Here is a 21,849-nt window from a genome sequence, read left to right as displayed (position 1 = left end):
TTGGAACGACTAGAAGGGGATTTTTTGGCTGAATTGGACATAACCAAGGTGATTTGAGTGAAACAATTTAGGAAATTGTCTCTTCTCATTTTCACCCCTTTTGTCCACTTTCATTTGACGACGTACATTTAATAGTCGTTGCCTTTTTCAGCCCTCTATTGGCATCGAAAGAACTTGCTCAATTACCCTCTAAATTTTATGATTATGCCAAATGACCAAAAGGCCGAGAAAGCCATTAAGGATGCGTTTCTCCATGAACTCGCTTTGCTTATTCTCGCAGAAACGCCGATTAAATCGGCCGTTAAGCGGAGAACGACTTCGCTCCGGGGAGAGATAATTTACAGGCTAAAGCCTGAGAATCGGGAGCTTTATCTCGCAAGCCGGGACGTTCTGCTCGAGTTCGCTCGAACCCTCGCCAACGCTACCAACTTGGAGCAAGTCTCAAAAGCTCTTACCCGGATTCAGGAGTTAACGGCCGTTGAGCAACCAAACCAATGAACGCCGAAATAATAGAAGTTGGACAGGGGAGGGCTCGGCAATTGTTCTCGGCCGCAAACATCCTTTATGTTGAGGGAGACTGTAATTACTCGAGGTTTTTCCTCAAAGACGGAAGGCTCGTAATGTCCTCGAAACATCTCAAGCATTACGAGGCATTGCTCCCCTCGCTTATCAGGACGCATAAAAGTTATTTGATTAATCCGGCCTATATCAAGGGCCTATACCAAAAGGGAAAGCATCCCGGAGAAATCACACTCCTTAACGGCGTAGTAGTGCCGAGCTCACGCCGGAGAAATCAAGCAGTAAAAGAACGACTAGGCATTTAAGACAATACCGGACGATCTCACTCGAGGTCGGCCAAAGCAAACAAATTTCCAAAAATAAAAAGACCATGAAAGAGAAAATCAAACTACTCCGATTAAGCCTCGCTTACGGCGGCAAATTGCACACCTTACTAGACATAGGATTTACTCACGCAGTATTTAACAAGGTTAACCAGGAAGGACTAAAAAGGACGCTTAACGAGGTTATCGACCGAGCCGAGCAAGCCGACAAGCTCGAGAAAGAAAACGAAAAGCTTAAGGCCGAGCTCGCTATCAAACAACAACCCTCGCTTTTCCAAACCCTTTAATCTCTCCGACCGATGAAACTTGCAACAATCCTTTCCGGCCTCGTATTAACTCCGGCCGTTATCAATAAAATTCAAGCCGACGCTCTCTCCCTTAAGAAAGCAATCGAAGGCTTTCGGAAAGTACCCGTTAAGCGAACCGAGGGACCGCAAACCCATTACCTCAAAGTAGCCGACACGTTTTTCGACTCCTTAGTCGATGGTTCCAAGCCGTTCGAGGCTCGGCTTAACGACCGGGAATTTAAGACAGGAGACACGCTCCGGCTCTCTGAGTATAAAAACAACGCCTATACCGGCCGAGTAATTTTCGCAACCGTTACGTATGTCCTCCAGGGAGGTAACTACGGCATCAAAAAGGGCTTTGTCGTTATGGGAATCCAGTTAATACAAAACTCCTTTCGGAGCACTAACCAGGCCTAAGACGATGAGACACACCGTTATAAATCGACTGGAAAGAGCTTGCTTTTTTCGCCGTACCATCCGCTTAAAACGGATGGTTACGAGAGAGGTCTCAACCTACAGAACTCGTTTGCTCGAAAATTTAACCTTAACGACAGAGCTCCGGCAATTGTCACTTTAAGAAGATTGCAAAGCTCCGGCTCATGTATCCCGTAATAACGTTTAAGACCTGTTACGTAGATGTCAGCATTCCAAGCGGTAACGAAAGGGGCGTTGTTGTGTGCATTTGATTAATTCAGAACTAGTCGAAGGCCCTTTGAGTAAGCTTAGAACTGTCTGCCTGATGGGTAAGACAAGCGAGTTTCGAGACCGGTTGATACCTTTATCTCGTAACTTAAGAGAATACTTTAGTCTTTAAGGTTATGATTTCGACTATCGTATCAGTGATGCATCACTGATACGATAGTCGAAAATTACAATACTCGATTAGAGCTTCTCGCGCGCGTATGTATTATATAACACAACGCCCGGACAAATGCAATACCTTGTCAAGTTATATTCTGTTTATCCCGGAAAAATGCAATATTACGACAATGTAACACGTTGATATGTAATGGATAGTGCAAATTAAAATTTTATAAGCGGTCAACAAACCCAGTGCATTTTTAGTTATTTTTGCATTAGAAACTCAATAAAGCTGAGTTATGAACACCTCAATAGTAATGAGCCAGAGTACTGTTATCTCCTTTGATAGGGAATTCGATGACATTACGGCATACTGGCAGAAGATAGCCGCTCCGTTTAAACTGAGCATGTCAACTTTCATTGACATAAAGAATTCTTTTTCGGAATTAATCGTTTTACAAAAAAATGCACATGAGAGGCTTAATGACTTCGCTCTGACTTTAGATAGTGTATCATTCTCAAATGAGATAACTGTAAATTCAGAGGCTTACGCGGCGTTACGTCATTTTAAGGACACACTAGAAGTGTACTATGACCTTCTTTGGCATGACCACAAGAATCATAATCAGCACAGTAAAGGCGCTTCTAGATGGTGGACTATCATTTATTTCCTATCATCAAGTCAAGCTTATTCAACGCGAAAAAAATTAATGAAAGCAGTAAAACGCCAAAAATGTAAGGTAGGCGAAATTTTACGTAAAGCTGATATAGCAATTTCAGCTTCATCGTCTAAATTTGTTACTTTAGATGCTGATACCCTGTGGCAGAACAGATGCAAGGCCTACGAATACATTCTTTAAATGTTCAGAGATTCTTATCCGTATCATTACTGCGGAGTTGATAGATATAAGGTGCGTCCTAACTTAGTTAAGACGCACCTTTTTCGTTTTAATGACAAATTGGGACATGCTTATATAGTTCGAGCAGAACTCTATCCTAATAATGTATATGCAATTAAGTATTTCTTGAAAGCCCACAGACTCTCTGAAAACAGATACAATTTTCTGACTGGCCTAGGAGGAGGTAGCCGAATTTTTGCTACTTGCTTAAAAATAATGGTGTATCTGTATCAAAGGGACCCAACTGTATCTTTTGGTATAGTAGGAGCAAATCTCCTTAAGGTAGATAAGAAAAAGGATGAAAATAAACGCTTTAGGATATATAGTAACATTTTTGGTAATGTTTTTCCTCCAACTAAATTCATTCATTCACAATCCACCTCTGATGCAGCTTACTTCTTAATAAATAAAGAAAGGGCAATGGAGGATAGTACATTACCCAATAAGATAGAAGCTGAATTTGATATAGCAATAACCTAAAGGCCCTCCCGAAACGGAGGGCTTTTTTGTGTCCTTTACAGTTGGTCGAGCTGCTTGCACCTTCGTAGAAACAAAATACGATAATGGCATCACGTTCGATTAACGACTTACATCCGCTCTTAGCTTACGCTTTTGGCAAAGCCGAGGCCGAGTTCAAACTTAAATTTCCCAGCTCTCCGATGCCGTTCTTAACGGCAACCTTTCGGAGCAATGAGGAGCAAGACGCGCTCTTTAAGCAGCCGACCGACAAAAAGGATAACGACGGAGACGGTAAAATTGACGAAGCCGACGAACGCGTTACCAACGCGAAAGCCGGACAATCTGCTCACAACTTTAATCCCTCCTTTGCGTTCGATGTCGCGTTTAAAAACGGTAACGGTAAGGTTCTATATACCGAGGCTCTGTTCGACCTGTTTGCTCCGTTTGTGCTCAAAACTCCCGGCATCACCTGGGGAGGAAATTTTAAATCGATCAAAGATAAGCCTCATTTTGAGTTGACCGGATGGGAGAAGATGGTTAAGAAATAGCGAGGGAGCCCTCCGGCCGGAGGGCTCTTTTTCGTCCTTTCCGGGAGGTCGTTAAGGTTGCAGTTTTGAGAATGAAACAAGCAATTATTAACCTCTCGAGCTTCATTCGGAGCAACTACAACCGCTTTTTTTGGGAGGCCGTATCGGTCGCAATCTCGGCCGCTATCGGTTTCGGCGTTTCCTACTTTCTCAACCGAGCGACGCTCGAGCTCTGTCAAGACGAACGAACCGAGCTCCTTAAGCTAAACGCCGATAACCAGGCCGTTGCCGACTCTCTGAAATGGAGCGGCCGAGTCGCTGTTCAAACCTCAAAAGTCAAAACCTTAGAAAATGAAAACAATAAACTCCGGGAGCAAATGGCTCTCGATTCTGCTGCTCGTATGTCTGAGCTCGAGACTTTGCGCTCAATCAATCAGCGTTACAGAGTCGCTCGATAGTGCTCGAGCCGAGTTCGTTCGTAACGCCAAAAAAATAAACGCCGATCTCCTTAAGGGAGATTTTGCCAAAGAACGGGAGGAGGGTTATAAAGCGTCCATTACCGAAAAGGACAAGACAATCGGCGGGGTAACGCTCGAGCTTCAGGACTGCCAAAAGGTAGGCAAAGCAACGGCCGGGAATCTAGCAACGGTCGAGAAAAAGCTCGGAGAGGAAACCAATAAAAAGCGAGTCGCTAAGCTTGAAAATTGGGGTTGGCGACTCCTGTTCGTACTAACTGTTTACGCTAAACTCAAAGGATTATGACGTTTCAAATCACAATACCCGCTTACGCTCCTCTACTGGTTATACTGGTTGGTTTTCTTTTCCTAGTCATTGGACTAGCGTTTTTAATTATTAGGGAGTCACCGGAGAAAATCCATTCGTTACCTCATCCGATGCCGATAAAGCTCGACCGGAGCTCTTTCCCTCCGGCTCGGGAAAGCCGATGCAGTTGCCGAGCTCAGGAGTGCGGAGCGTTAAGCTATTCCGATTGCCCTTTCTCGGGACCTCCTCGGCCGAAATCGACTCCCGATAAGCCGCAACAAAACGGCATTTAGCAGCCTACTCCCATTGCAAAACGGTCCTTTCCCGAGGTCGATTCCTGCTCGAAATTTGACAAAGACAACAAACCAGAACAGGCAACCGAATGAGTAACACAATAAGCCGGAGGGTAATGTTTGCCGAGATTCACCAAGACACCAGGGGAGAGGGTAAACCGCATGAGTTCTCGCTCAAATACACCCGGAAAGACGGGACAATCGGCTTTAAACCTCGATGCCGTAAAAGCGCGAAAAACAATCCGGGAGAGGGCAAATATCGGGGAAACGTCAACCTTAACCATGTGCTTTTAGTCGAGGACCTTGCGACAAATCAGCCCTCTAACATCCTTATCGACCTCATTCTCGAGTATAACGGCCGTAAGGTCAATCACACCGTTTAGCAATGCAGTGGATTAATAACGAGGCTTTCGTTATCGAAAGCAAGAATTTCGGAGCGGTCGTTCAGTTGACCGGGACCAGGGACCAAAGTTTCGGAGCGGCATCGGCTCAGGGAGGTAACAATTTCGACCATGTACCCTGGGGAGTCAACGATAATAAGCCTAACGAGATGAACCGGATTAAGGAGCAAAACAACCAGGTCGAGCCGCTCCTCGAGGCTATGCGCGACATGATCTACGGCTCCGGCCTGGGCTTTTTTAAGCGGATAATCAAGGACGGAAAGCAGACGCTCGAGCCTTATACCGACGCTAAGCTCGAGGACTGGGCTTTCGAGACGGAGCTCCAAAATTATATAATCGGCACAATTAACGAGCGGGTAACGAACGCCAATCCGTTTACGCGGTTCGAGTTCACTCCGGGCGGGATGCCATTGCTTAGCGTTTCCGATTCTTTCTCGACCCGTATCGGCAAGCCAGCCGGGAAAGGAAAGCCGATAAGCGACTTTTTTCTTAATCCAAACTTTGGAGACCGGCAATATTTTAACCCGAAAGAATCCGAGAAAATCCCGGCTTTTGATAAGCGAAATCCGAAAGCGAACATTGTCTCGATTCTACATTGCCGGGAGATAATCTCGGGGAATCCTTTCTATGATTACCCGAGTTGGTGGCTCGCTAAGGAGTGGATTGAGCTCGCAAACCTTATCCCGCTTTTCCATAAGAGCGGCATCAAAAACGGCTATAACCTTAAGTATCTCATTAAGATGCCTCGGGATTATTTCGATAAGGAGGGAGACAAAGAGCTCGACAGCAAAAAGGTAGCCGAGAAATGGTCTCAGTTTGGCGATAGCCTTAAGAGTTGGCTTTCGGGAGTCGATAACGTCAATAAATCGCTTTTGGTCCGCTACCTACGCGGGGAGGATGGAAAGGCCCTCGATAGCGTAGACGTTGTTCCGCTCAAAAATGAGCAATCCGACGATGCTTACTCGAAAGTCTCCGAGATGTCTAACGTTGCCATTACAAACGCAGTAGGGTTGTTGCCGGTCCTCGGGGGCGTAACTCCCGGCTCCAAGAGCGGAGACTCAGGAGCTCAGATTCGAGTCGTTGCCGACTATCAACAGCACTACAGAACGCCCATACATCGGCACATCATTTTGGAGCCGACTATTTACGCGCTCCGGTTGCTCGGCTATACGGATGTTTTCCCGGCCTTTAAAGGAGTTCAGCTAACGACTCTCGACGCAAATCCCAACGGCAAACAGGCCGTAGTTAATCAAAACCAAGCGGAATAAATGAGCGACTTTATAAATGCCGAGACGCTTAAGCTACACCTCGGCGGCATCCAAGCAAAGATTAGTATCGAGACGGTCGAGCCCTTCATTAAAACCTCGCTCCGTTGGTTTCGGCGGCTCGTTGGGCCGGAGATGCTCGAGTATTTAGAGGACTTAACCGAGCTCCCGGATGAGGACGAAAAGGAGCTCCTCGAGCTTGCTCAATCGTGCATTTGTTGGAATAGCTACGATTTAGCTTTTCCACATCTTAAAATCAGAGTCGGAGATTTAGGCCTCACCAAGTCAAATCCGAACAATACAATTGCGGTAACGAAATGGGAGTACATCGACACGAAGGAGGCCAACCTCCAAATGTTGGACCTTTCGCTCGAGGACTTTTTTACGACGCTCGAACATCTCCGGCCGGATGCCTGGAAAACCTCCGAAGCCTATAAGCAACGGCAATCGGTCTTTATCCGCTCGGCATCGGAGCTCGCTCGATGGGTTCCAACGATGGGCCGACAAAGCCGGATGTTTGACCAGTTAGTCACTTACGTTGAACGGTCGGAAAATCTCTACATCCGACCGGCCTTAACGGACTCGGTTTTCGATGAGCTTAAAAGCAAATGGCAAAACTCGGGGAGCTTAACCTTAACGACAGCCGAAAAGCGACTCCTTGACGAAGTGCTCCCGGCATTGGCTCACTTAGCCATTTACGAGGCCTTGCCTTACCTAAAGCTTAACATCTCTCTAACCGGGACCTCCGAGCAACGCTCGAAAGACGGTTTAGTCGAGCAGGTTGCTCCCGGAGCCGGAGTTCGGGACGATCTACGCCGACAGGCTCTAACCGACGCAACGGTCTATCTAAACCGAGCCAAAAAGTACCTCGATAAGACAGCAACGGCCGAACTGTTTTCCGGCTACTACGAGGCCAATAAGGGCCAAACGACTTTACCAGACGACTTTACAAATTCACCAACGGTTATCCTTTAAACAACAATGCAAACGAACAAACAAACCACAATCCGGCAAGCTCCGCTTAAAATCACCCGGAACGAGCCCGAGCCCGAGCCGGTCAATGAGGCAAACGACATTTTGGCCGAGGAGGAGGAGCTCACAAAAGAGGCCGAGCGGCTCGCAAACAAACGACAGGAGCTCGAGGACAAACGGCGCAAAGTTCAGGAGGAGGAGTATAACGCGCAGGTCGATATGTATAACCTACTACGACAAGACGCTCAGAACTTCCGAGCCTCGGCCGCTAAGGAGACCGACGAAGCCTCCAAAATGACGTACCTCCGTTGGGCAATTGAGAGCGAAAAGAACGCGGTCGGCATGGCTGCTCAATTAGGCCTCGAGATTCCGAAGGAGCTCGAGGAGGCCTCGGAGCCCAAAGCAGCAACCGAGCGGCTCGGCGGCAAGCGAGTACAGGTCTTTTTGCAAATGGCTCTTTTAATTGGCGTTATCTTTTTCTCCTATCGCTTTTTTGTCAGTTACGGAGAGCACATCCAAAAGGTAAACACAACGATTTCGGACGAAACGCCGGAGCTCAAGATGCAGCCTTACGACGCGACCTCGATACAAAAGTTTTTCCTCGAGAAGTTTGTCGAGTTCTTTGATTTGCCGCTCGCTCTGGTTAAGCTCCTCATTTTTGCGCCGTTTGTGCTGTTCTACGTGCTCCCTTTTTTCCGTACTAAGAAAGATTTCATAACTGAGTTTTACGAAGATTTAACACCTTTCCAGCGATGCGTTTTAACCCTTTCTTTAGTTGCCTTATTTCTCTTACATTCTGCTCTTTCGCATTTGGTCAAACCCTAAAAAGAGACCGGCCGGTCCCAACTCGGCCGGTCTCCTTTGACGAGGCTATTCTCCGGCAAGCCATTTACGATACGGCGGCAACGTATCTCGGCATGACCGAAAAAACCAACAATAACGACGCGAAATGGATCTCAAAAATTAACCGTTTTAACGGCCTTTCGGATAGAGCGTTTTATTGTGCATCGGCGTTCAGTTACGTGCATCGGGTTAATGGCCTTTGGATTCAGGTCCGGGCGGCCGGAGCGGTTCGGAGTTACTTTTCGGACCAAAAGAAAATAATCTACCGAAAGAACCAACGGGGAAACCAACGGAGCGGCATCCAACCGCAAAAAATGGATGCCGTTTCGCTTTATGCCTCACACATCGAAGGTTTAGCCGAGGATAAATGGGACCCGGAAGCGGATTTCGTTAAATGTATCGGCTTTAATACGACCGGAGGGAGAGGCACAAAGGGAGGCTGTTACGTCAACCGGAGGAGGATGTCGGAGATTAAGCTTATTGCTAATTGGATAACACCAACTTTAAACCAGTTCAAACAGTAGACAACCATGCAAACAACAGTACAAAATGAGCTCTCGTTTATTCAACGATTGACCGCTCCAAACTCGGGCATTTTTAAGCTCATTCAGAAAATCGGAGTTGTGCTCGGCATCCTGGGAGCCGCGATACTAGCGGCCGAACAAAAGGGCATCGAGATTCCCGGCCTCGTTTCGTTTATCGGCAACCAGGCGGCTTTTATCTCCGGCATTATTGCGAGCGCAATCGGAGCAACCGCGATTGGCGTTTCTCAACTCTCGGTCGATTTCGAGGCTTACGCCAAAGAGCACGAACTCGATAACGTTTAAGTCCTTTCGCTCGGCGGTCTGCTCGCTTGTTTTGTGACAAGCAAATCAGAAACCCGAGAATGATTAAGATTACACTCGATAATCAGCCAGAAAACTTGCCTCAATGTTGGGCCGACGTAGACAACGAACGTTTACCGGACCTATTGAGGCAAGTTTATTTTATGCCGGAGACCGGAGACAGTTATCTCGAGATAATTCGGCTCGCTCTCAATATGAGGCCTAAGAAATGGAAAGCGTTAATGCAAAAACACTTTTCGCCTAAGCTTGGTCATAAAGCCCGAAAAGCGAACGCAATCGTTTTGTACGACCTTTCCCGCTCGCTCCGTTGGATGGAGACCGAACCAATCCAGAAACAGCCCTTTACTCACATCGACATTAAGCTCGAGCGGTTTATCCGGCCGGACGAAACGCTCCGACTCCTACTCCCGGAGGAGCGGTTTTATACCATGACTTACGGGGAGCTTACCGATGCTTATATCCATTTTTTAACCTACATCCGGCAACTAGTACCAGGGAGCGAGCATCTAAATTTATTGATTGCTACCCTATGCCGACCAGAGCGGCCGGAGCTCGAAAAAGCCGCGAAAGATTGGAACGGAGACGCTCGGGAGGCCTATAACGAGTTTATCGCCAAAGAGCGAGCAAGCCTCGTTTCTACGCTCGATGAGGGCGTAAAAATGACCATCCTGCTTTATTTCGCCGGGAACTTGAAAAGCATCTTGGACCAATACCAGGCATTTAGCGAGGGAGGCTCCTCGGAGCCGGAGGAGTATCCCGCTCAAGGATTCGTTAAAAATCAACACTTACTTGCCCAAAAGGGCATTTTCGGAACGTTGCAGGAAACCAAGTCGGCAAACGTACATGAGGTTTTACTTTTCCTCGAGGAAAATTCTAAGGACTTGCTCGCAGAGGCCGAGCGTAACAAAGCAGAGCAATGAGCGCAACAAAAGAACTTTGGGACTATTTAAAGCCAACGTGCGAACAGGTCGAGGGCGTAGTATATACGATGCTCTCCGATGGCAACCGATGGGAGCGAGTGCTCGCAGACAGCCGGAGCACCGACGTTTATCCGGGCGTTTTTTGCCTCCGGCCTAAATATAAGCTCGTTAACAACGGAGCCGAGCAGGTCCTCGGATGGTTCGACGTTACTTTTTTCATATTTTGCCATTGCAAACGGCTCGGAGATTATGAGGCCGAGGACGCGGCTTTCGATGAGGCCGAGCGAATCGCTCTCGATATTTACAAGCTCCTCGAGGCTCAGGACGGAAAAGAGATTCTGTTCGATGAAGGCAAGCCGCTCTTAATGGAGCCGGTTTCGTGGATTACGATAGATGCCGTTTATGGCTACGAGGTTAAGGTTAAGTTTGCACTCCCGGTTAATTCAGTTTTATACTCATAACGATGATTTTACGAGCTATTCTCTTTTGGTTGGTTTGTATTCCGGCCGCTCCGATAGTGTTTATTTACTACCTATCCGGGAAAAGATCAAAGGCCTATTATCTAAGCAATATTGCGGCAACAAAGACCGGCCTCGTTAGGTACTCCGTTTGGGAGCGGTTCGTTACCCGAAAGCCGGAGAGAGCGGCCGAGCTCCTTGCCGACAAACGCGTTAAGAACTTTATCTGGGAGAATCCCTATACAACCCGGAAACGGTATAATTAAGCGGACTATTTTTTGCTTACCAGTGTTTAATATGAAAAAGTGTATCAATCTTAACTAATATCTATTAAACATGAAAGCAAAAGCACATTATGATGATTATCTAGGAACATCGGCGGCAGACACATCTGACGGAAGAGTTTTAGATATGTATTTCGAAGAAAAAGGAGGAGACCTAACTCGATATAAACCTATAGGTACACATTTTTTTTTAGCTCATAGTAATGCCTTAAAAGTATCTTTCTTATGTATCGATAGTACAGTAAAAAGCGAAGAGCCTTATATCGTTGAATTAACTATAAAAGGTGTTATCACATATGAGGAATACTTTAAATGGTTTAGAGGTCTAGATGTGATGTTTACAAAAAGGGAATACAAAGAACTAGAAATATCTGAAATTCTTGGAATTGAAAACTAAGGTAATTATTTAGTTTTCTCCAGACATAATCTGGATTATCATATTGTACACACTATGAGATAGATATGCCAAATAGTAAATCATGTTAATAAGTGGATTTATATTCTTATGAGAAGGGTTTACTATTAAACTGATAAAATTTATAATTTATGGAAGATCAAGTACAGGCAACCGCACCAGACGAGAATGGGGATGAAATTTCAATCCACAAAAAAGCGGCAGACAAGTTTACTAAAGACGTTATTGACTTTATTGCTCAACAGCGACTAGCATTGAAAACTTTGAGTGCTTTTAGGTCAGATGCTCACACACTACGAGCTCATGCTGGTAGATTACAGGGATTGTATATCCAAAAGTTTGGTTCACAAGAGTCTCAGCTCAGAAAATTTTTTACTGAAAACTTAGACCATAATAAGAATTTTCCACTTTTTGATGCAAACCGACTTGAGCATGAGATATTTGCTAGTATGGCAAATGAGGCAACAAACCCTGATGATGTTTATCGACGTATTGAGCTAGCAGCCGGTTGGTTTGTGCTTTTGGCATATTAAGAAAAATAACTATTTAGACATAAAAAAGCTCACTCTAAGCTACGGAGTGGGCTTTTTTATGTCCTTTTGGGACTTACCTCGCGGCTCAATCATTCGGAAAAACTTCCGAAATGATACGCTTAACGACTCCGATTAACCCGATTGATTACAGCAAAATTAAAGGCGACTTTTTAGGGCTTACCGACCAGGTATTTAAACGGCTCGAAGATGGGGAGATAGTTGTCGAGATTGCAGCCTTGAGCGAGGCCTCGGCAATCGACATCGAGGAGCGGTTCAACTACTTTGCAACCCGGAGAAACCTCCCGGTTTTCTTTACGCTCACTCTGACACGGCCGGACGTTTATCGGGTAACGATGGATTTCGATGAGCTCGAGGATCTACCTTAACGAAACGGTCCTTTCTGGCATCGTTAAGAGGCCTAATCTTTAGGGAAAGATTAGGCCTCTTATGATTGATACACTTAAAACCGACATTACTTTCCTCCCGCTTTTGTTTGCTCGAAACCGTATCGAGCACAATATCGAACCAGTAGACACCGAGCTCGAGGACCGCTCCGGCCTCCGGTATTACCTCGATATTTATATTCCGGCTTACCGGCAAAGTCCCGAGCTCGAGCGGCTGCTCAAGTTACCAGGCTCCGAGAAGCCTCCCCAACTCAAGGGAGGAGCGAGCATTTTCGAGGGAGCGTTCTTTCGGCTCGATGAGCTCCTTAACGACGCGCTCGAACGCACAAAGCCCGAGTTTGCTCAATCGAACATGAGCGTTATTGTTTCCCTAACGATGCCGTTCGAGCTCCGGGAGTCCATTGAAAACAAAGGGGTATTAATTCCCGGCTCCGAGATAACCAGGCCGAAACAATGGGTTATCAAAGCGGGACTTACGGAGGAGGATTTCGCCGGATGGGGAGACGCGTTTTTCGACCAGTACCTTACCGAGAACCGCTCCTTTCTAACGGCTCAGCCGGACGGAAAGGTTATCGGCTCGACTCAGGAGGAGTATTTGTATTTTCTCGCCAATCAGAAACCGACTCCGGCCTCCCTGATTCGGAGAGTCGAGGTTATGTTCGAGGACAACTCTATCCAAACACTCGACAAAGGCTCCTTAACGGGCGTTAGTCTCTATCAGGTTGTTTGTATGCCGGTCGGACCTAAAGCCCTCGGCCTCGATACGCTCGGGAAACGAGTTATTTCGTATAAGGTTTGGCTATCGAATGAGAACAAGCAGCGTTTAAGCGAGGTCCGCTCGTTTAGAATCGACCCACGTTTCAGGCAACAGGAGCGGTTAATTTTGTTCTCGAACTCTCGGGGAGGCTGGGACACGCTCCGGCTCGTTGGCGAGGGCTCCGAGACGCTCAAAACGAGCCGTACCTCGGCCGAGGTCGAACGGCCGCTCGGAGCGGTTGCCGACTTTCCCGAGATTCGAGTCGTTAACCTGGTAGGGGAGCGGGAAATCTCTGTTTCAACCGGATGGATTGAGCGGAACGCAAAGCAGACGCTCCGCTACTTGGATGAGCTCCTACTTTCCGAGGAGCTTTATGTCGTTACCGACAAAGGTCATTTTCCGATTGAGCTCGTTACCAATAGCCTCCTCGATTCGAGCGACTCGGCCGACCTCATAAGCCGGACATTTACCTTTAAGCGAACGACTCCCGTACAAAACTACTCGAGTTTGCCGGTCGCTCCGCTTACGGCATCACGGCCGACAGGTTGGCGAGGCCTGGGCATCATGCAACTCCTCGACGCAAACGGCAAACGGACCGGCAGAGGCCGACCGCTCAAGCTCCAACGGTATTACACCGATGACAACTTGATTTATAAGCCGAGGAGCGAAAAGCCGAACATTCAGGGAGACCCGGATTTTATCGACTCGCTTTATATTCCCGGCTCGACTCCCGGCTCGACTCCTTATCCAAACAAAGCCTTTAGCCGAGACCTAACCTTTACCCGTAACAATTGCGGTAACGATATGGTCGGAGGTACGATAACGATCTCGATACCGGCCGGAAAGTACGGAGGAGAGGCTCCCGGAGATGGGGACGCATTGGCCGAGGCCGAGTATAAGTCTAAAAATACACAGGCTTACGCGACCGCAAACGGGACTTGTACGGCCGCGCCGGAGCTTTACGATGTTGCTTTTCCGGCCGACCAATGGCATTGCCGAGCAGCCGACGCGAGCCGAATTGCGCTCCATTATTGGGGAGGAGACCCGGCAACGGGCATCCTAAACCATCTCGGCTATTTTGTGCCTGACATGGGCAATACGTGGAATTTGCAGGGGCGAAACCTCCCGTATGTTTATCCGGTCGGCACAAACGATATGAATTTCCCTCCGAGGTCGGCCGATTGGCGTTACCTCTGTTACGGACCAAAATCGGGCAACGTTAACGTAAAGATTTACAAAAACGGAGTGATCATTTTTAACGCAACCATCGGGCTAAACATTGACGGCTATCAATACCAGGATTTTCCGGTCCAACCCTCGGCCGGAGATAAATATTACTTCAAGGTAACAACCATCTAACCGCTCAAAACCATGCAATTACAAATCCGAATGAGCGGGGAGGCAATGGACCTCGCTCTCGATAGCCGAGCCGAGCTCGAGCTCGTTAGTCCTCACCTGGTTTACGAGGACATCCTTTCCAACAAAGCAACCATTCCGAACCTCCCGACAACGGCTCGAAATCGGGCCGTTTTAGGCTACCCGGACTTGCTTCAAACCGATGTCGTTTCTTACCGTTTCAATTGTGAAAAGTATTACAATGGGCAACTTTTGCAATCGGGCATTGCTGTTTTGACCGAGGCCGGGAGCGACTACTCGTTTACAGTTGTGCAAGCCCTGGGCGAATTTTTTGGAGATTATCAAAATAAACCGCTCTCAGAGATTGAGTTCGAGGCTATTGCTTTACCGGCAACCCTTACACCAATTGTTAAAAAGGGAGAGCTTAACGCGGTTTGTTTTCCCACAATTGTAAACCCAAACTTTTATTCGACCAACGGAGCCTCAATCGGTTACGCCGGGAAAATGAACGATTACTCGGCCAATCCAAGCGGGAACGGAGCCTATACAAACAACGGGCCTCGAGTCCCGATGCCGTTTGTGGATTACGTGCTCGCTCAGATTGCAGCCTTAACCGGAACGACGCTCGACGGAGAATACTTCGATAAGCCGGAGCTCCGAAAGTTGATTCTCTTTAATACCAGGGCTCTCGACGGAGCCTCGGCCGTTACCCTCTCGAGGCATTTGCCCGAGCTTACCCTCGCTCAATTTCTGCTCGAGTTTCGCAAACTCCTAAACCTTTCCTTTACCATTCGACCGGCCGAGAAAAGGCTTACTATTGGCTTTACAAGCAAAATCCTTTCTAAAGCGGCCGTAAAGGATTGGAGCGATAAGGCCGTTAAGCTATTCAAAAAGCAACCCGAAACCGCTCGACGGATGCAACTCGGCTCGGAGCTCGACTCGGGAGACGCGCTCGTTAAGGACAAACCGCTCGAGCTCGAGGACTACCTTACGCCGGAGCTTGCCGAACCGACCGGCATTGCTCCGCTTAAGAGTAAGTTTTCGACGCTGCTTATGGACTCGGAGCTCGATACGGCCAAATGCCAACAAACCGGCATTACCGAGCAGTTCGGCCAACTAACGAACAAGTTCTCTCCCCGAGTTTTGTTCTTTATCGAAAACGAGCTCGTTAATTCAATTCCTACGGCCTCGAGCTCCTTAAATGACCTCTCGCTTTACTGGAATGGAGTTAATGGCTTAGCGGCTACTTTTTGGAGCGTTAACGAGGCATTACGCCAGCAATGGTTCTATGTTACTCGGGACATCAATCTAAACGAGTTCGATCTCGCAACGCTCGACTTTGCCGAGAAGGTCCATATAAACGGCGTTAATTATTTAGTCGTTAAGGTGCTCGTTTCTATCCCGATCAACAAACCGGCACAGGTTACACTTTTACGGGCTTGAGCGGCCTAAAAACCGGCTACAACGCAAAGCCTCGGCCAAACGGTCGAGGCTTTTTTATGTCCTTTTTGGCATCTATCCTCGGGTTTAGCTTTCCAAAAAAATAAGCATGGAAAGCGCAACAGGAGTACGGGGAGACGCTCGAGCGGTCTGGTTAACAACCAACCGAGATACGGGCAAAATCCTCGAGGGTTACATCCTCAAAGCAGAGGAGGCATTTAAAGCGAGGGCAATTGCGGCCGGTCTACCGCTAACGGGAGAGATGCTCGACTCCTTCCGACGTTACGCAGCCGTTGAGGGAAACGGCTACGTAGAGGCTCGGCTCGAGATGGTCGATTACTTCCGACTAAAGGACCTCCGGTCAATGAAGTACACCCGGACTCCTCCGCTTGCCGCAATGGAGGCTTTTGTCGAGGCTCTCGGTCTTAACAAGTTCGCTTTTATTCCCGGCTACCCGCAAGGCATCAAACCGGCTACCGAAATGGCAGCAATCGAGCGCATTGCCTGGGGCATCAAAATGAATAAGCAGCGACACCCGAACGTAAGCCGGGGCTATCGAGGCATATACTCCGACCCGCTCCTCTCCGACGTACTTCCCTATCTCTTTCGGGACCTAACCGACCAATCCAATATAACCGCAATGCGAGGTATTAAACTACTTTTTTCTGAATAATGGCCGTAAATCTAAACGAAACAGCAACACTCACTTTACGGGCCGATGGGAGAGACTTAGCCAATGAGTTAACCCAACTCGACACCAAAGCGAAGGACCTCCGAACAACCTTAAAAGACATTGAGAAAAACGGAGGAAAGGGCTCCGAGGAGTGGAAAAAGTACAAGGCCGAGCTCAAGGACGTACAGGTCGAAACGAAAAACCTTAAGAAAGAGGTCGATATAACGACGCTCACTTACGGCCAATTAGGGAGCCGAATTAAGGACCTTAACCGGGAGCTTAAAAGCCTCAAGCCGGGAACGGACGATTTTAACAAAGCCGCAAAGAATCTCGGAGAGGCCGAGAAGCAGTTCAAGAAAGTAGGACAGGAGGTCGATAAAATTAAGGACTCAGGAGAGGAGCTCGCTAAGCCTACCCTTTGGCAAAAAATCGGCTCCGGGGTTGGCATCATGGCAAAGGCGTTTCAAGCGTTTGTTGCCCTGCAAATTATCGGCTATGTCGTTGACATCGGCAAGGCCATTTTTGAAACAACGGCCAAATTCGAGAAGTACGAGAAAGTTTTAACGACCGCTTTCGGGGGTAACGTTAAGCTCGCCAGGGAGTCAATGGCCGCGCTTAAGCAACTCGGAGCAACGACCGCTTTCTCGGTCGATGAGTTGACCGACGGTTACGTCAAAATGGTTAACCGGGGGCTCCGACCGACTCAGAAAGAAATGGTTGCCCTCACTGACTTAGCGGCATCGCAGGGTAAGACGTTCGATCAATTGGTCGAGGGCCTGCTCGATGCCGCAACGGGCGAATTTGAGCGGTTAAAGGAGTTTGGGACAAGGGCCTCCAAAGCCGGAGAGCAAGTCTCGTTTAAGTTTAAAGACGCTCAACTCGTTATCAAAAATACGGGAGAGGGTTTCGAGGTCCTCGACAAAGTAACGGGCAAGGTTGTCAATACCTTTAAAAATCAGGAGGATGCAACCCTCGGCGTATTAACAGCCCTAGGCACAATGAAGGGCGTAGGCGGTCAAAACGCCGAAATGATGGAAACGCTCGCCGGAAAGTCGAGCAATTTAGGCGATTCGTTCGACGCGTTAATGGTCGAGCTCGGGACCGGCTTACGGCCGATTTTTACCGCTATTCTGGACTTAATCAGCAAATCCATTCCCGCGCTTAGTCTGCTCGGCAAAGCAATCGGAACGGCTTTATTGATAAGTAAAAGCCTAATCGTTGGGGTTGCCGAGACCATTACCAACACGGGGCAAATGCTTTTCAATTTCACCAAAGCAGCGATTGAGCTCGCTCAGGGAAATGTCGAGGGAGCTAAAAAGACTTGGGACCAAACCAAAGCTTACGGGAAAGCAGCTCTTACCTCGATGGGGGAAAATGTCAAAATCGGCGTTACCCAAATCGTTAACACCTGGAAAGACCCGAACGCCGGAGTTGCTGCTCAGTTTGCCGGGAAAGACCAAGGAGGTAAGTTCCAAAAGGAACTAACCAAAGAACAGGAGAAAGCCATTAAGGACCGCGAAAAAGCGGCCGAGAAAGCTCGCAAAAAAGAGGAGAAAGACGAACAAAAACACCTCGAGGATGTCCGCAAAGCCAACGAAAAGGCTCTCGAGGACCTCGCCAAAATTGAGGCCGAGACGCATATCACATCTATCAAAGATGAGATGCAAAGGGAGTTCGTTAAGCTCATGGTCGAGCGGGACCAAAAGGTCGCAGCAATCGGGAAAACGGTTGCCGATGAGAAAAACAAAAACGCGCAGATTGCCGCGCTCGACTTGGAGCTCCAAACCAAAATAACAAAGGTTTCGGCCGAGTATGGAGAGAAACGGCGTAAGAAAGCCGAGGAGCTCGATAAGCAGCGACTCGAGGCCGAGAAAGCCATTATTGAGCAGCAAAAGCAAGCCGAAAACGCGCTCCTCGATTGGCGGGAGCTCAACGCCAAAGGCAATGCAAAAAAGCTTAACGACATCCATCGGGAGCGGGAAAACACACAATACCGTTTAACGGTCGAGAAGTTGAACGCCGAGGAGTCGGCCGAGAAAGCGAAAGCGGCTCGGGAGATTACCGATAAAGAGCAGTTACGGAGAGCACTCGAGGCAATCGAGGGCCGCTATGATAACGAGCGGCAACTCGCAGAGAAAAAGCACTCCGACGCAATCGAGAAGATAAATAAGGAGCTACAGGACAAGAAAAAAGAGCAATGGAACGCGGCCTCGAACGCGTTCTCGGCCTTGCTTAAGGGAGACCTCTCCTCGTTTGTGGACTATGCCGACAAGATTTTCGAGGGCGAAAAATCGGCATGGCAAAAACGGCTTGCTCAGAACGTGGAAAAATACGCGGCCGTTGCTCAAATGGCAACCGCAGCCGTAAGCTTTTTAAACCAACTCGAGCAGCAAAAAGCAGAACGGGCAATCGCTGAAGCTACGAAGGAACGGGACGCAAAGGTTAAGCTCCTTAACGATCAAATCCAACTCGAGAAAGTTGCTCAGGACGCGGCCGAGTTCGAGAAACAGAAGATTACGCAGGAGAGTAACGACAAAATCCAGACGATAAAAGACTCCTCGCAGAAAGCTATTTCGGACCTCGAAAGCCAATACCGGCAACTATCGAGCTCGGAGGAAAAGCGCAAGTTAGACGAACAGCTACAAGGCTACAGGGAAAATGCAGACGGTAAAACCTCGGCCGCAAAACAAGCAGCCGAGGAGACAATCTCGGCCGCTCAGGACGAAGCAAAGCAAACGATTTCGGCCGCTCAGTTGGCCGAGAAAGAGGCCATTAAAGCCGCTACTAATGCCAAGCTCGAGCGAATCGACGCGGCCGAGGCTACTCGGGACGCGGAAATCGCAGCCATCGAAAAGCGGAAAGACGTAGACCAGGCAACCCGAAAGCAACTGCTCGCAGAGGCAAAGGATAAGTTCGACCAGGAGAAAAAGCTCGCAGAGGATGAGGCAACGGTAAAAATTGAGCAAGCCAAAGACACGGCCAAAACACAAACCGAGCTCGCTAAGGAAACCGCGAAAACTAAAACTGAACTCGCTAAGGACCAAGCCGAGGCCGAGCTTAAGGCAATCGGGGCCGTACAGAAAGGCGACGAAAAAGCAGCAAAGGAAATCCTCGCCAAAGCCAAAGAGGACCAGAAAGAAAAGATTCGACTCGCTAAGGAGCAAGCGGATAAGGCTATCGAGGAGGCCGAGAAAGAGAAGCGGGAAAAACTCAAAAAGGTAGAGGCCGAGAAACAAACCCGGATTCAAAACCAAAAGGAGTTAAACCGGCAAATCGAGGCCGAGAACGTGAAGGCTCGAGCAATGGAGGCCGCTGCAAAGCGTAAGCAATGGGAGGCACAGAAAAAAGCCGACGTTGCCTCCGCTTTGATTACCGGAGCTCTGGCAACCCTTAAGGCCTTAGCCTCGAGCTTTTGGCCCGCGAACCTTGTCTTTGCGGCTATGTCGGCAATTATGACCGGGGTGCAAGTGGCTATGATTAAAAGCCAACCGGCTCCGCAGTTTCGGCATGGGGGCTTTGTGGCTCAGGGAGGCCGACACGGTTCGGAATACGGCCGGGGAGGTATTGCGCTCATTGACCGGCAAACCGGCCGGGAGACCGGAGAAATGGAGGGAGACGAGGCAATTATTAGCCGGGAGCAAACGGCCGCAAACCGGCCGCTTATCGAGCAAATGTTCTCGAACGCTCGCACACCTGGGAGCCGACACAAACCCGTAGACCGAGGACCGGCTCTCCGTAACGGCGGGATGCTAGACGCGGATTATTGGTCGAAAGGGATGTTTTTATACGGAGGCATCAAACCGGCCAAAAAGATAACCAATAAGCCAAAGCTCGGCTATTACGAGGATGGAGGAATGTACGAAGGAGCGACCGACCCGGCTCTCGATACAGCCTCGGCCGATAGTGAGGTCGCAATCGCTCAGGCTCAGGGAAAGGAGCAACTCCGGCTTTTGGGCGAAATCCTGAAAGCGATTACCCTAAGCGACACCCACACGACCGACCGGCTTAAATTGCTCGAGAGTCAACTAATGAGCCTTGACAAGCAACAACAAAGCTTATTAACGGACCTTGAGCGGACCAATCGAGCCGGATTCTTAACGCTCAATAATGATCTAACGAAAGCCATTAGAACGGCCTCGGAGGACATCATTAAAGGGCTCAAGGTTACGAGCTCCGATAACGGCAAGGGCCTCGAGGCTCTATCGTTACAACAACGAAACTCGTTCACCTCTTTGGCTAACAGTCTAACCCGAGGCTTTACGGGCTTAACGCTCGACACAAAGCAGGGATTCGAGGGAATGTCGAAAGATGTCGTTAATGCAATCGAGACGCTCTCGGACGATACCAAACTCAATATTGAGACGCTCTCGAAAGATGTCGTTACCGTTATCGAGAAGCAGTCGAAAGACACCAATAAAAGCCTCGAGGACCTCTCGAAAGCTGTTACTAAGTCGCTCGACAAACTCTCCGAGAATACGGAGGAGAACCTCGTTAAGCTCGACCGGAGCGTTACAAAGTCGCTCGGAGACCTCTCCGACGATACGACCGGGAGTCTCGACACGCTCTCGAAAGCCGTTACCCGCTCGCTCGATACGCTCTCGACTACAACCGAGCGGAGCCTCGAGCATCTATCGACCGAGACCAAACGAGGCCTCGATAATATGGCTAACCAGGTAAGCGGTTTACGCGGCTCGATTAACGCCGTTGAGGGAGCGGTTTATCAAGTGAGGGACGCGGCCAATGGGACAACCGGAGCCGTTTACGGGACAAATAACGCCGGTCGATTGGATGCCTTAATAAGTTCAATTTCCAGTTTCGGAGGCAAATAAATTAGTTGCAAAAGTAAGGGAGGGGCCGTATATTTAGGCTCCTCCCATTACCGAGCTAGAAAGATGATTTCACCTAACCATTACAATGCTCAAAAAATTAACCTTATCCGTTCCAAAGTATTTAAAGAAGTTTATCGAGGGCGAGTTCGACGGTCAAGACGGAGTTGTCCACATTGAGAAGTGGAACGAAATCGGGCGAATGATTCACCTAGTAAGCCGGTCAATTCCCTTTACGATGCCGGTCGAAAAACCAACCGGGACAACCCTCGTAATTACCTACTATTGCCGCGAAAAAGCGTATGAGGTTCCAGTCGAGAAATACCCGGATTTAGTTCGGCAATTAGATGAGATTTTCAGACGCTCGCTCATTTGCGAAGTGAGAAGCGTTCACTATTTAGCCGGAGGAGATTACTCTCAGTATATCCGAAACTTTTTAGCTCGGTACGATATTTCTCCCGACATCGAGCTCGAATGGGAGACGGTTCGCAAAATCTACCGGGATTATTTGTCGAGAGTTGACAAAAAAAATAAAAAGAATTTAAGCGTAAAAAGTCCGGCAAATGAGGCTTATGTCCGGGCTTAAC

At 48.4% G+C, this 21,849-nt stretch carries 24 protein-coding genes; all 24 read left to right on the top strand.

From position 1 onward, the window contains the following. Window positions 1–204: 204 nt before the first annotated feature. The 24 genes from ACYVAM_RS30695 (at window position 205) to ACYVAM_RS30580 (ending at window position 21,848) form a co-directional block, all read left to right on the top strand. Complete coding sequence (locus tag ACYVAM_RS30695) at window positions 205–498, top strand: hypothetical protein (protein ID WP_461073978.1); 294 nt, start codon at window positions 205–207, stop codon at window positions 496–498. Continuing rightward, window positions 495–824, top strand: a complete 330-nt coding sequence (locus ACYVAM_RS30690) for a LytR/AlgR family response regulator transcription factor (RefSeq protein ID WP_461073977.1) — start codon at window positions 495–497, stop codon at window positions 822–824. The genes ACYVAM_RS30695 and ACYVAM_RS30690 overlap by 4 nt, the downstream gene beginning before the upstream one ends. Before the next feature lie 65 nt (window positions 825–889). Then, window positions 890–1,129, top strand: a complete 240-nt coding sequence (locus ACYVAM_RS30685) for a hypothetical protein (protein WP_461073976.1) — start codon at window positions 890–892, stop codon at window positions 1,127–1,129. A gap of 12 nt (window positions 1,130–1,141) precedes the next feature. After that, window positions 1,142–1,546 (top strand): DUF3850 domain-containing protein, encoded by a 405-nt coding sequence (locus ACYVAM_RS30680; protein ID WP_461073975.1) that lies wholly within the window; start codon window positions 1,142–1,144, stop codon window positions 1,544–1,546. A gap of 683 nt (window positions 1,547–2,229) precedes the next feature. Further along, on the top strand, window positions 2,230–2,790 hold the full coding sequence (locus tag ACYVAM_RS30675; RefSeq protein ID WP_461073974.1) for a hypothetical protein: 561 nt from the start codon (window positions 2,230–2,232) through the stop codon (window positions 2,788–2,790). After that, window positions 2,791–3,309 (top strand): hypothetical protein, encoded by a 519-nt coding sequence (locus ACYVAM_RS30670; RefSeq protein ID WP_461073973.1) that lies wholly within the window; start codon window positions 2,791–2,793, stop codon window positions 3,307–3,309. It abuts the gene before it with no gap. Between the two features lie 83 nt (window positions 3,310–3,392). Beyond that, a complete protein-coding gene (locus ACYVAM_RS30665) occupies window positions 3,393–3,836 on the top strand; it encodes a M15 family metallopeptidase (RefSeq protein ID WP_461073972.1) in 444 nt (147 codons plus the stop codon). A 330-nt stretch (window positions 3,837–4,166) separates the two neighbouring features. After that, on the top strand, window positions 4,167–4,577 hold the full coding sequence (locus ACYVAM_RS30660; protein WP_461073971.1) for a hypothetical protein: 411 nt from the start codon (window positions 4,167–4,169) through the stop codon (window positions 4,575–4,577). Window positions 4,578–4,959: 382 nt separating this feature from the next. Continuing rightward, window positions 4,960–5,253, top strand: coding sequence for a hypothetical protein (locus tag ACYVAM_RS30655; protein WP_461073970.1), 294 nt, complete (start codon window positions 4,960–4,962; stop codon window positions 5,251–5,253). 2 nt (window positions 5,254–5,255) lie between these two features. Continuing rightward, window positions 5,256–6,539, top strand: coding sequence for a hypothetical protein (locus ACYVAM_RS30650; RefSeq protein WP_461073969.1), 1,284 nt, complete (start codon window positions 5,256–5,258; stop codon window positions 6,537–6,539). Further along, window positions 6,540–7,511, top strand: a complete 972-nt coding sequence (locus ACYVAM_RS30645; RefSeq protein WP_461073968.1) for a DUF6712 family protein — start codon at window positions 6,540–6,542, stop codon at window positions 7,509–7,511. A 6-nt stretch (window positions 7,512–7,517) separates the two neighbouring features. After that, window positions 7,518–8,333: a hypothetical protein gene (locus tag ACYVAM_RS30640; protein WP_461073967.1), complete on the top strand. Its 816-nt coding sequence runs from the start codon at window positions 7,518–7,520 to the stop codon at window positions 8,331–8,333. Continuing rightward, a complete protein-coding gene (locus tag ACYVAM_RS30635; RefSeq protein WP_461073966.1) occupies window positions 8,261–8,875 on the top strand; it encodes a hypothetical protein in 615 nt (204 codons plus the stop codon). Before ACYVAM_RS30640 ends, ACYVAM_RS30635 begins: the two co-directional genes overlap by 73 nt. A 6-nt stretch (window positions 8,876–8,881) precedes the next feature. Then, a complete protein-coding gene (locus ACYVAM_RS30630) occupies window positions 8,882–9,178 on the top strand; it encodes a hypothetical protein (protein WP_461073965.1) in 297 nt (98 codons plus the stop codon). Between the two features lie 239 nt (window positions 9,179–9,417). After that, window positions 9,418–10,116 carry a hypothetical protein gene (locus ACYVAM_RS30625; RefSeq protein ID WP_461073964.1) on the top strand — a complete coding sequence of 233 codons (699 nt, stop codon included), beginning with the start codon at window positions 9,418–9,420 and terminating at the stop codon, window positions 10,114–10,116. Further along, on the top strand, window positions 10,113–10,577 hold the full coding sequence (locus ACYVAM_RS30620) for a hypothetical protein (protein ID WP_461073963.1): 465 nt from the start codon (window positions 10,113–10,115) through the stop codon (window positions 10,575–10,577). The genes ACYVAM_RS30625 and ACYVAM_RS30620 overlap by 4 nt, the downstream gene beginning before the upstream one ends. Before the next feature lie 333 nt (window positions 10,578–10,910). Further along, window positions 10,911–11,255: a hypothetical protein gene (locus tag ACYVAM_RS30615; protein ID WP_461073962.1), complete on the top strand. Its 345-nt coding sequence runs from the start codon at window positions 10,911–10,913 to the stop codon at window positions 11,253–11,255. Window positions 11,256–11,404: 149 nt separating this feature from the next. Further along, window positions 11,405–11,806, top strand: a complete 402-nt coding sequence (locus tag ACYVAM_RS30610) for a hypothetical protein (protein ID WP_461073961.1) — start codon at window positions 11,405–11,407, stop codon at window positions 11,804–11,806. A gap of 110 nt (window positions 11,807–11,916) precedes the next feature. After that, on the top strand, window positions 11,917–12,192 hold the full coding sequence (locus ACYVAM_RS30605; protein ID WP_461073960.1) for a hypothetical protein: 276 nt from the start codon (window positions 11,917–11,919) through the stop codon (window positions 12,190–12,192). Between the two features lie 61 nt (window positions 12,193–12,253). After that, window positions 12,254–14,326, top strand: coding sequence for a DUF5977 domain-containing protein (locus ACYVAM_RS30600; protein WP_461073959.1), 2,073 nt, complete (start codon window positions 12,254–12,256; stop codon window positions 14,324–14,326). A 12-nt stretch (window positions 14,327–14,338) separates the two neighbouring features. Further along, the gene (locus tag ACYVAM_RS30595) at window positions 14,339–15,766 is read left to right on the top strand and encodes a hypothetical protein (RefSeq protein ID WP_461073958.1); all 1,428 of its coding nucleotides are present in this window, start codon (window positions 14,339–14,341) and stop codon (window positions 15,764–15,766) included. Between the two features lie 106 nt (window positions 15,767–15,872). Next, window positions 15,873–16,436: a hypothetical protein gene (locus ACYVAM_RS30590; RefSeq protein ID WP_461073957.1), complete on the top strand. Its 564-nt coding sequence runs from the start codon at window positions 15,873–15,875 to the stop codon at window positions 16,434–16,436. Next, on the top strand, window positions 16,436–21,265 hold the full coding sequence (locus tag ACYVAM_RS30585; protein WP_461073956.1) for a hypothetical protein: 4,830 nt from the start codon (window positions 16,436–16,438) through the stop codon (window positions 21,263–21,265). Before ACYVAM_RS30590 ends, ACYVAM_RS30585 begins: the two co-directional genes overlap by 1 nt. Before the next feature lie 85 nt (window positions 21,266–21,350). Further along, on the top strand, window positions 21,351–21,848 hold the full coding sequence (locus ACYVAM_RS30580) for a hypothetical protein (protein WP_461073955.1): 498 nt from the start codon (window positions 21,351–21,353) through the stop codon (window positions 21,846–21,848). The last annotated feature ends 1 nt before the right edge of the window (window position 21,849 follow it).

Source organism: Spirosoma horti (genome assembly GCF_054776595.1).
Note: the sequence above shows the minus strand (reverse complement) of the source record. Positions and strands in the feature narration are given on the sequence as shown.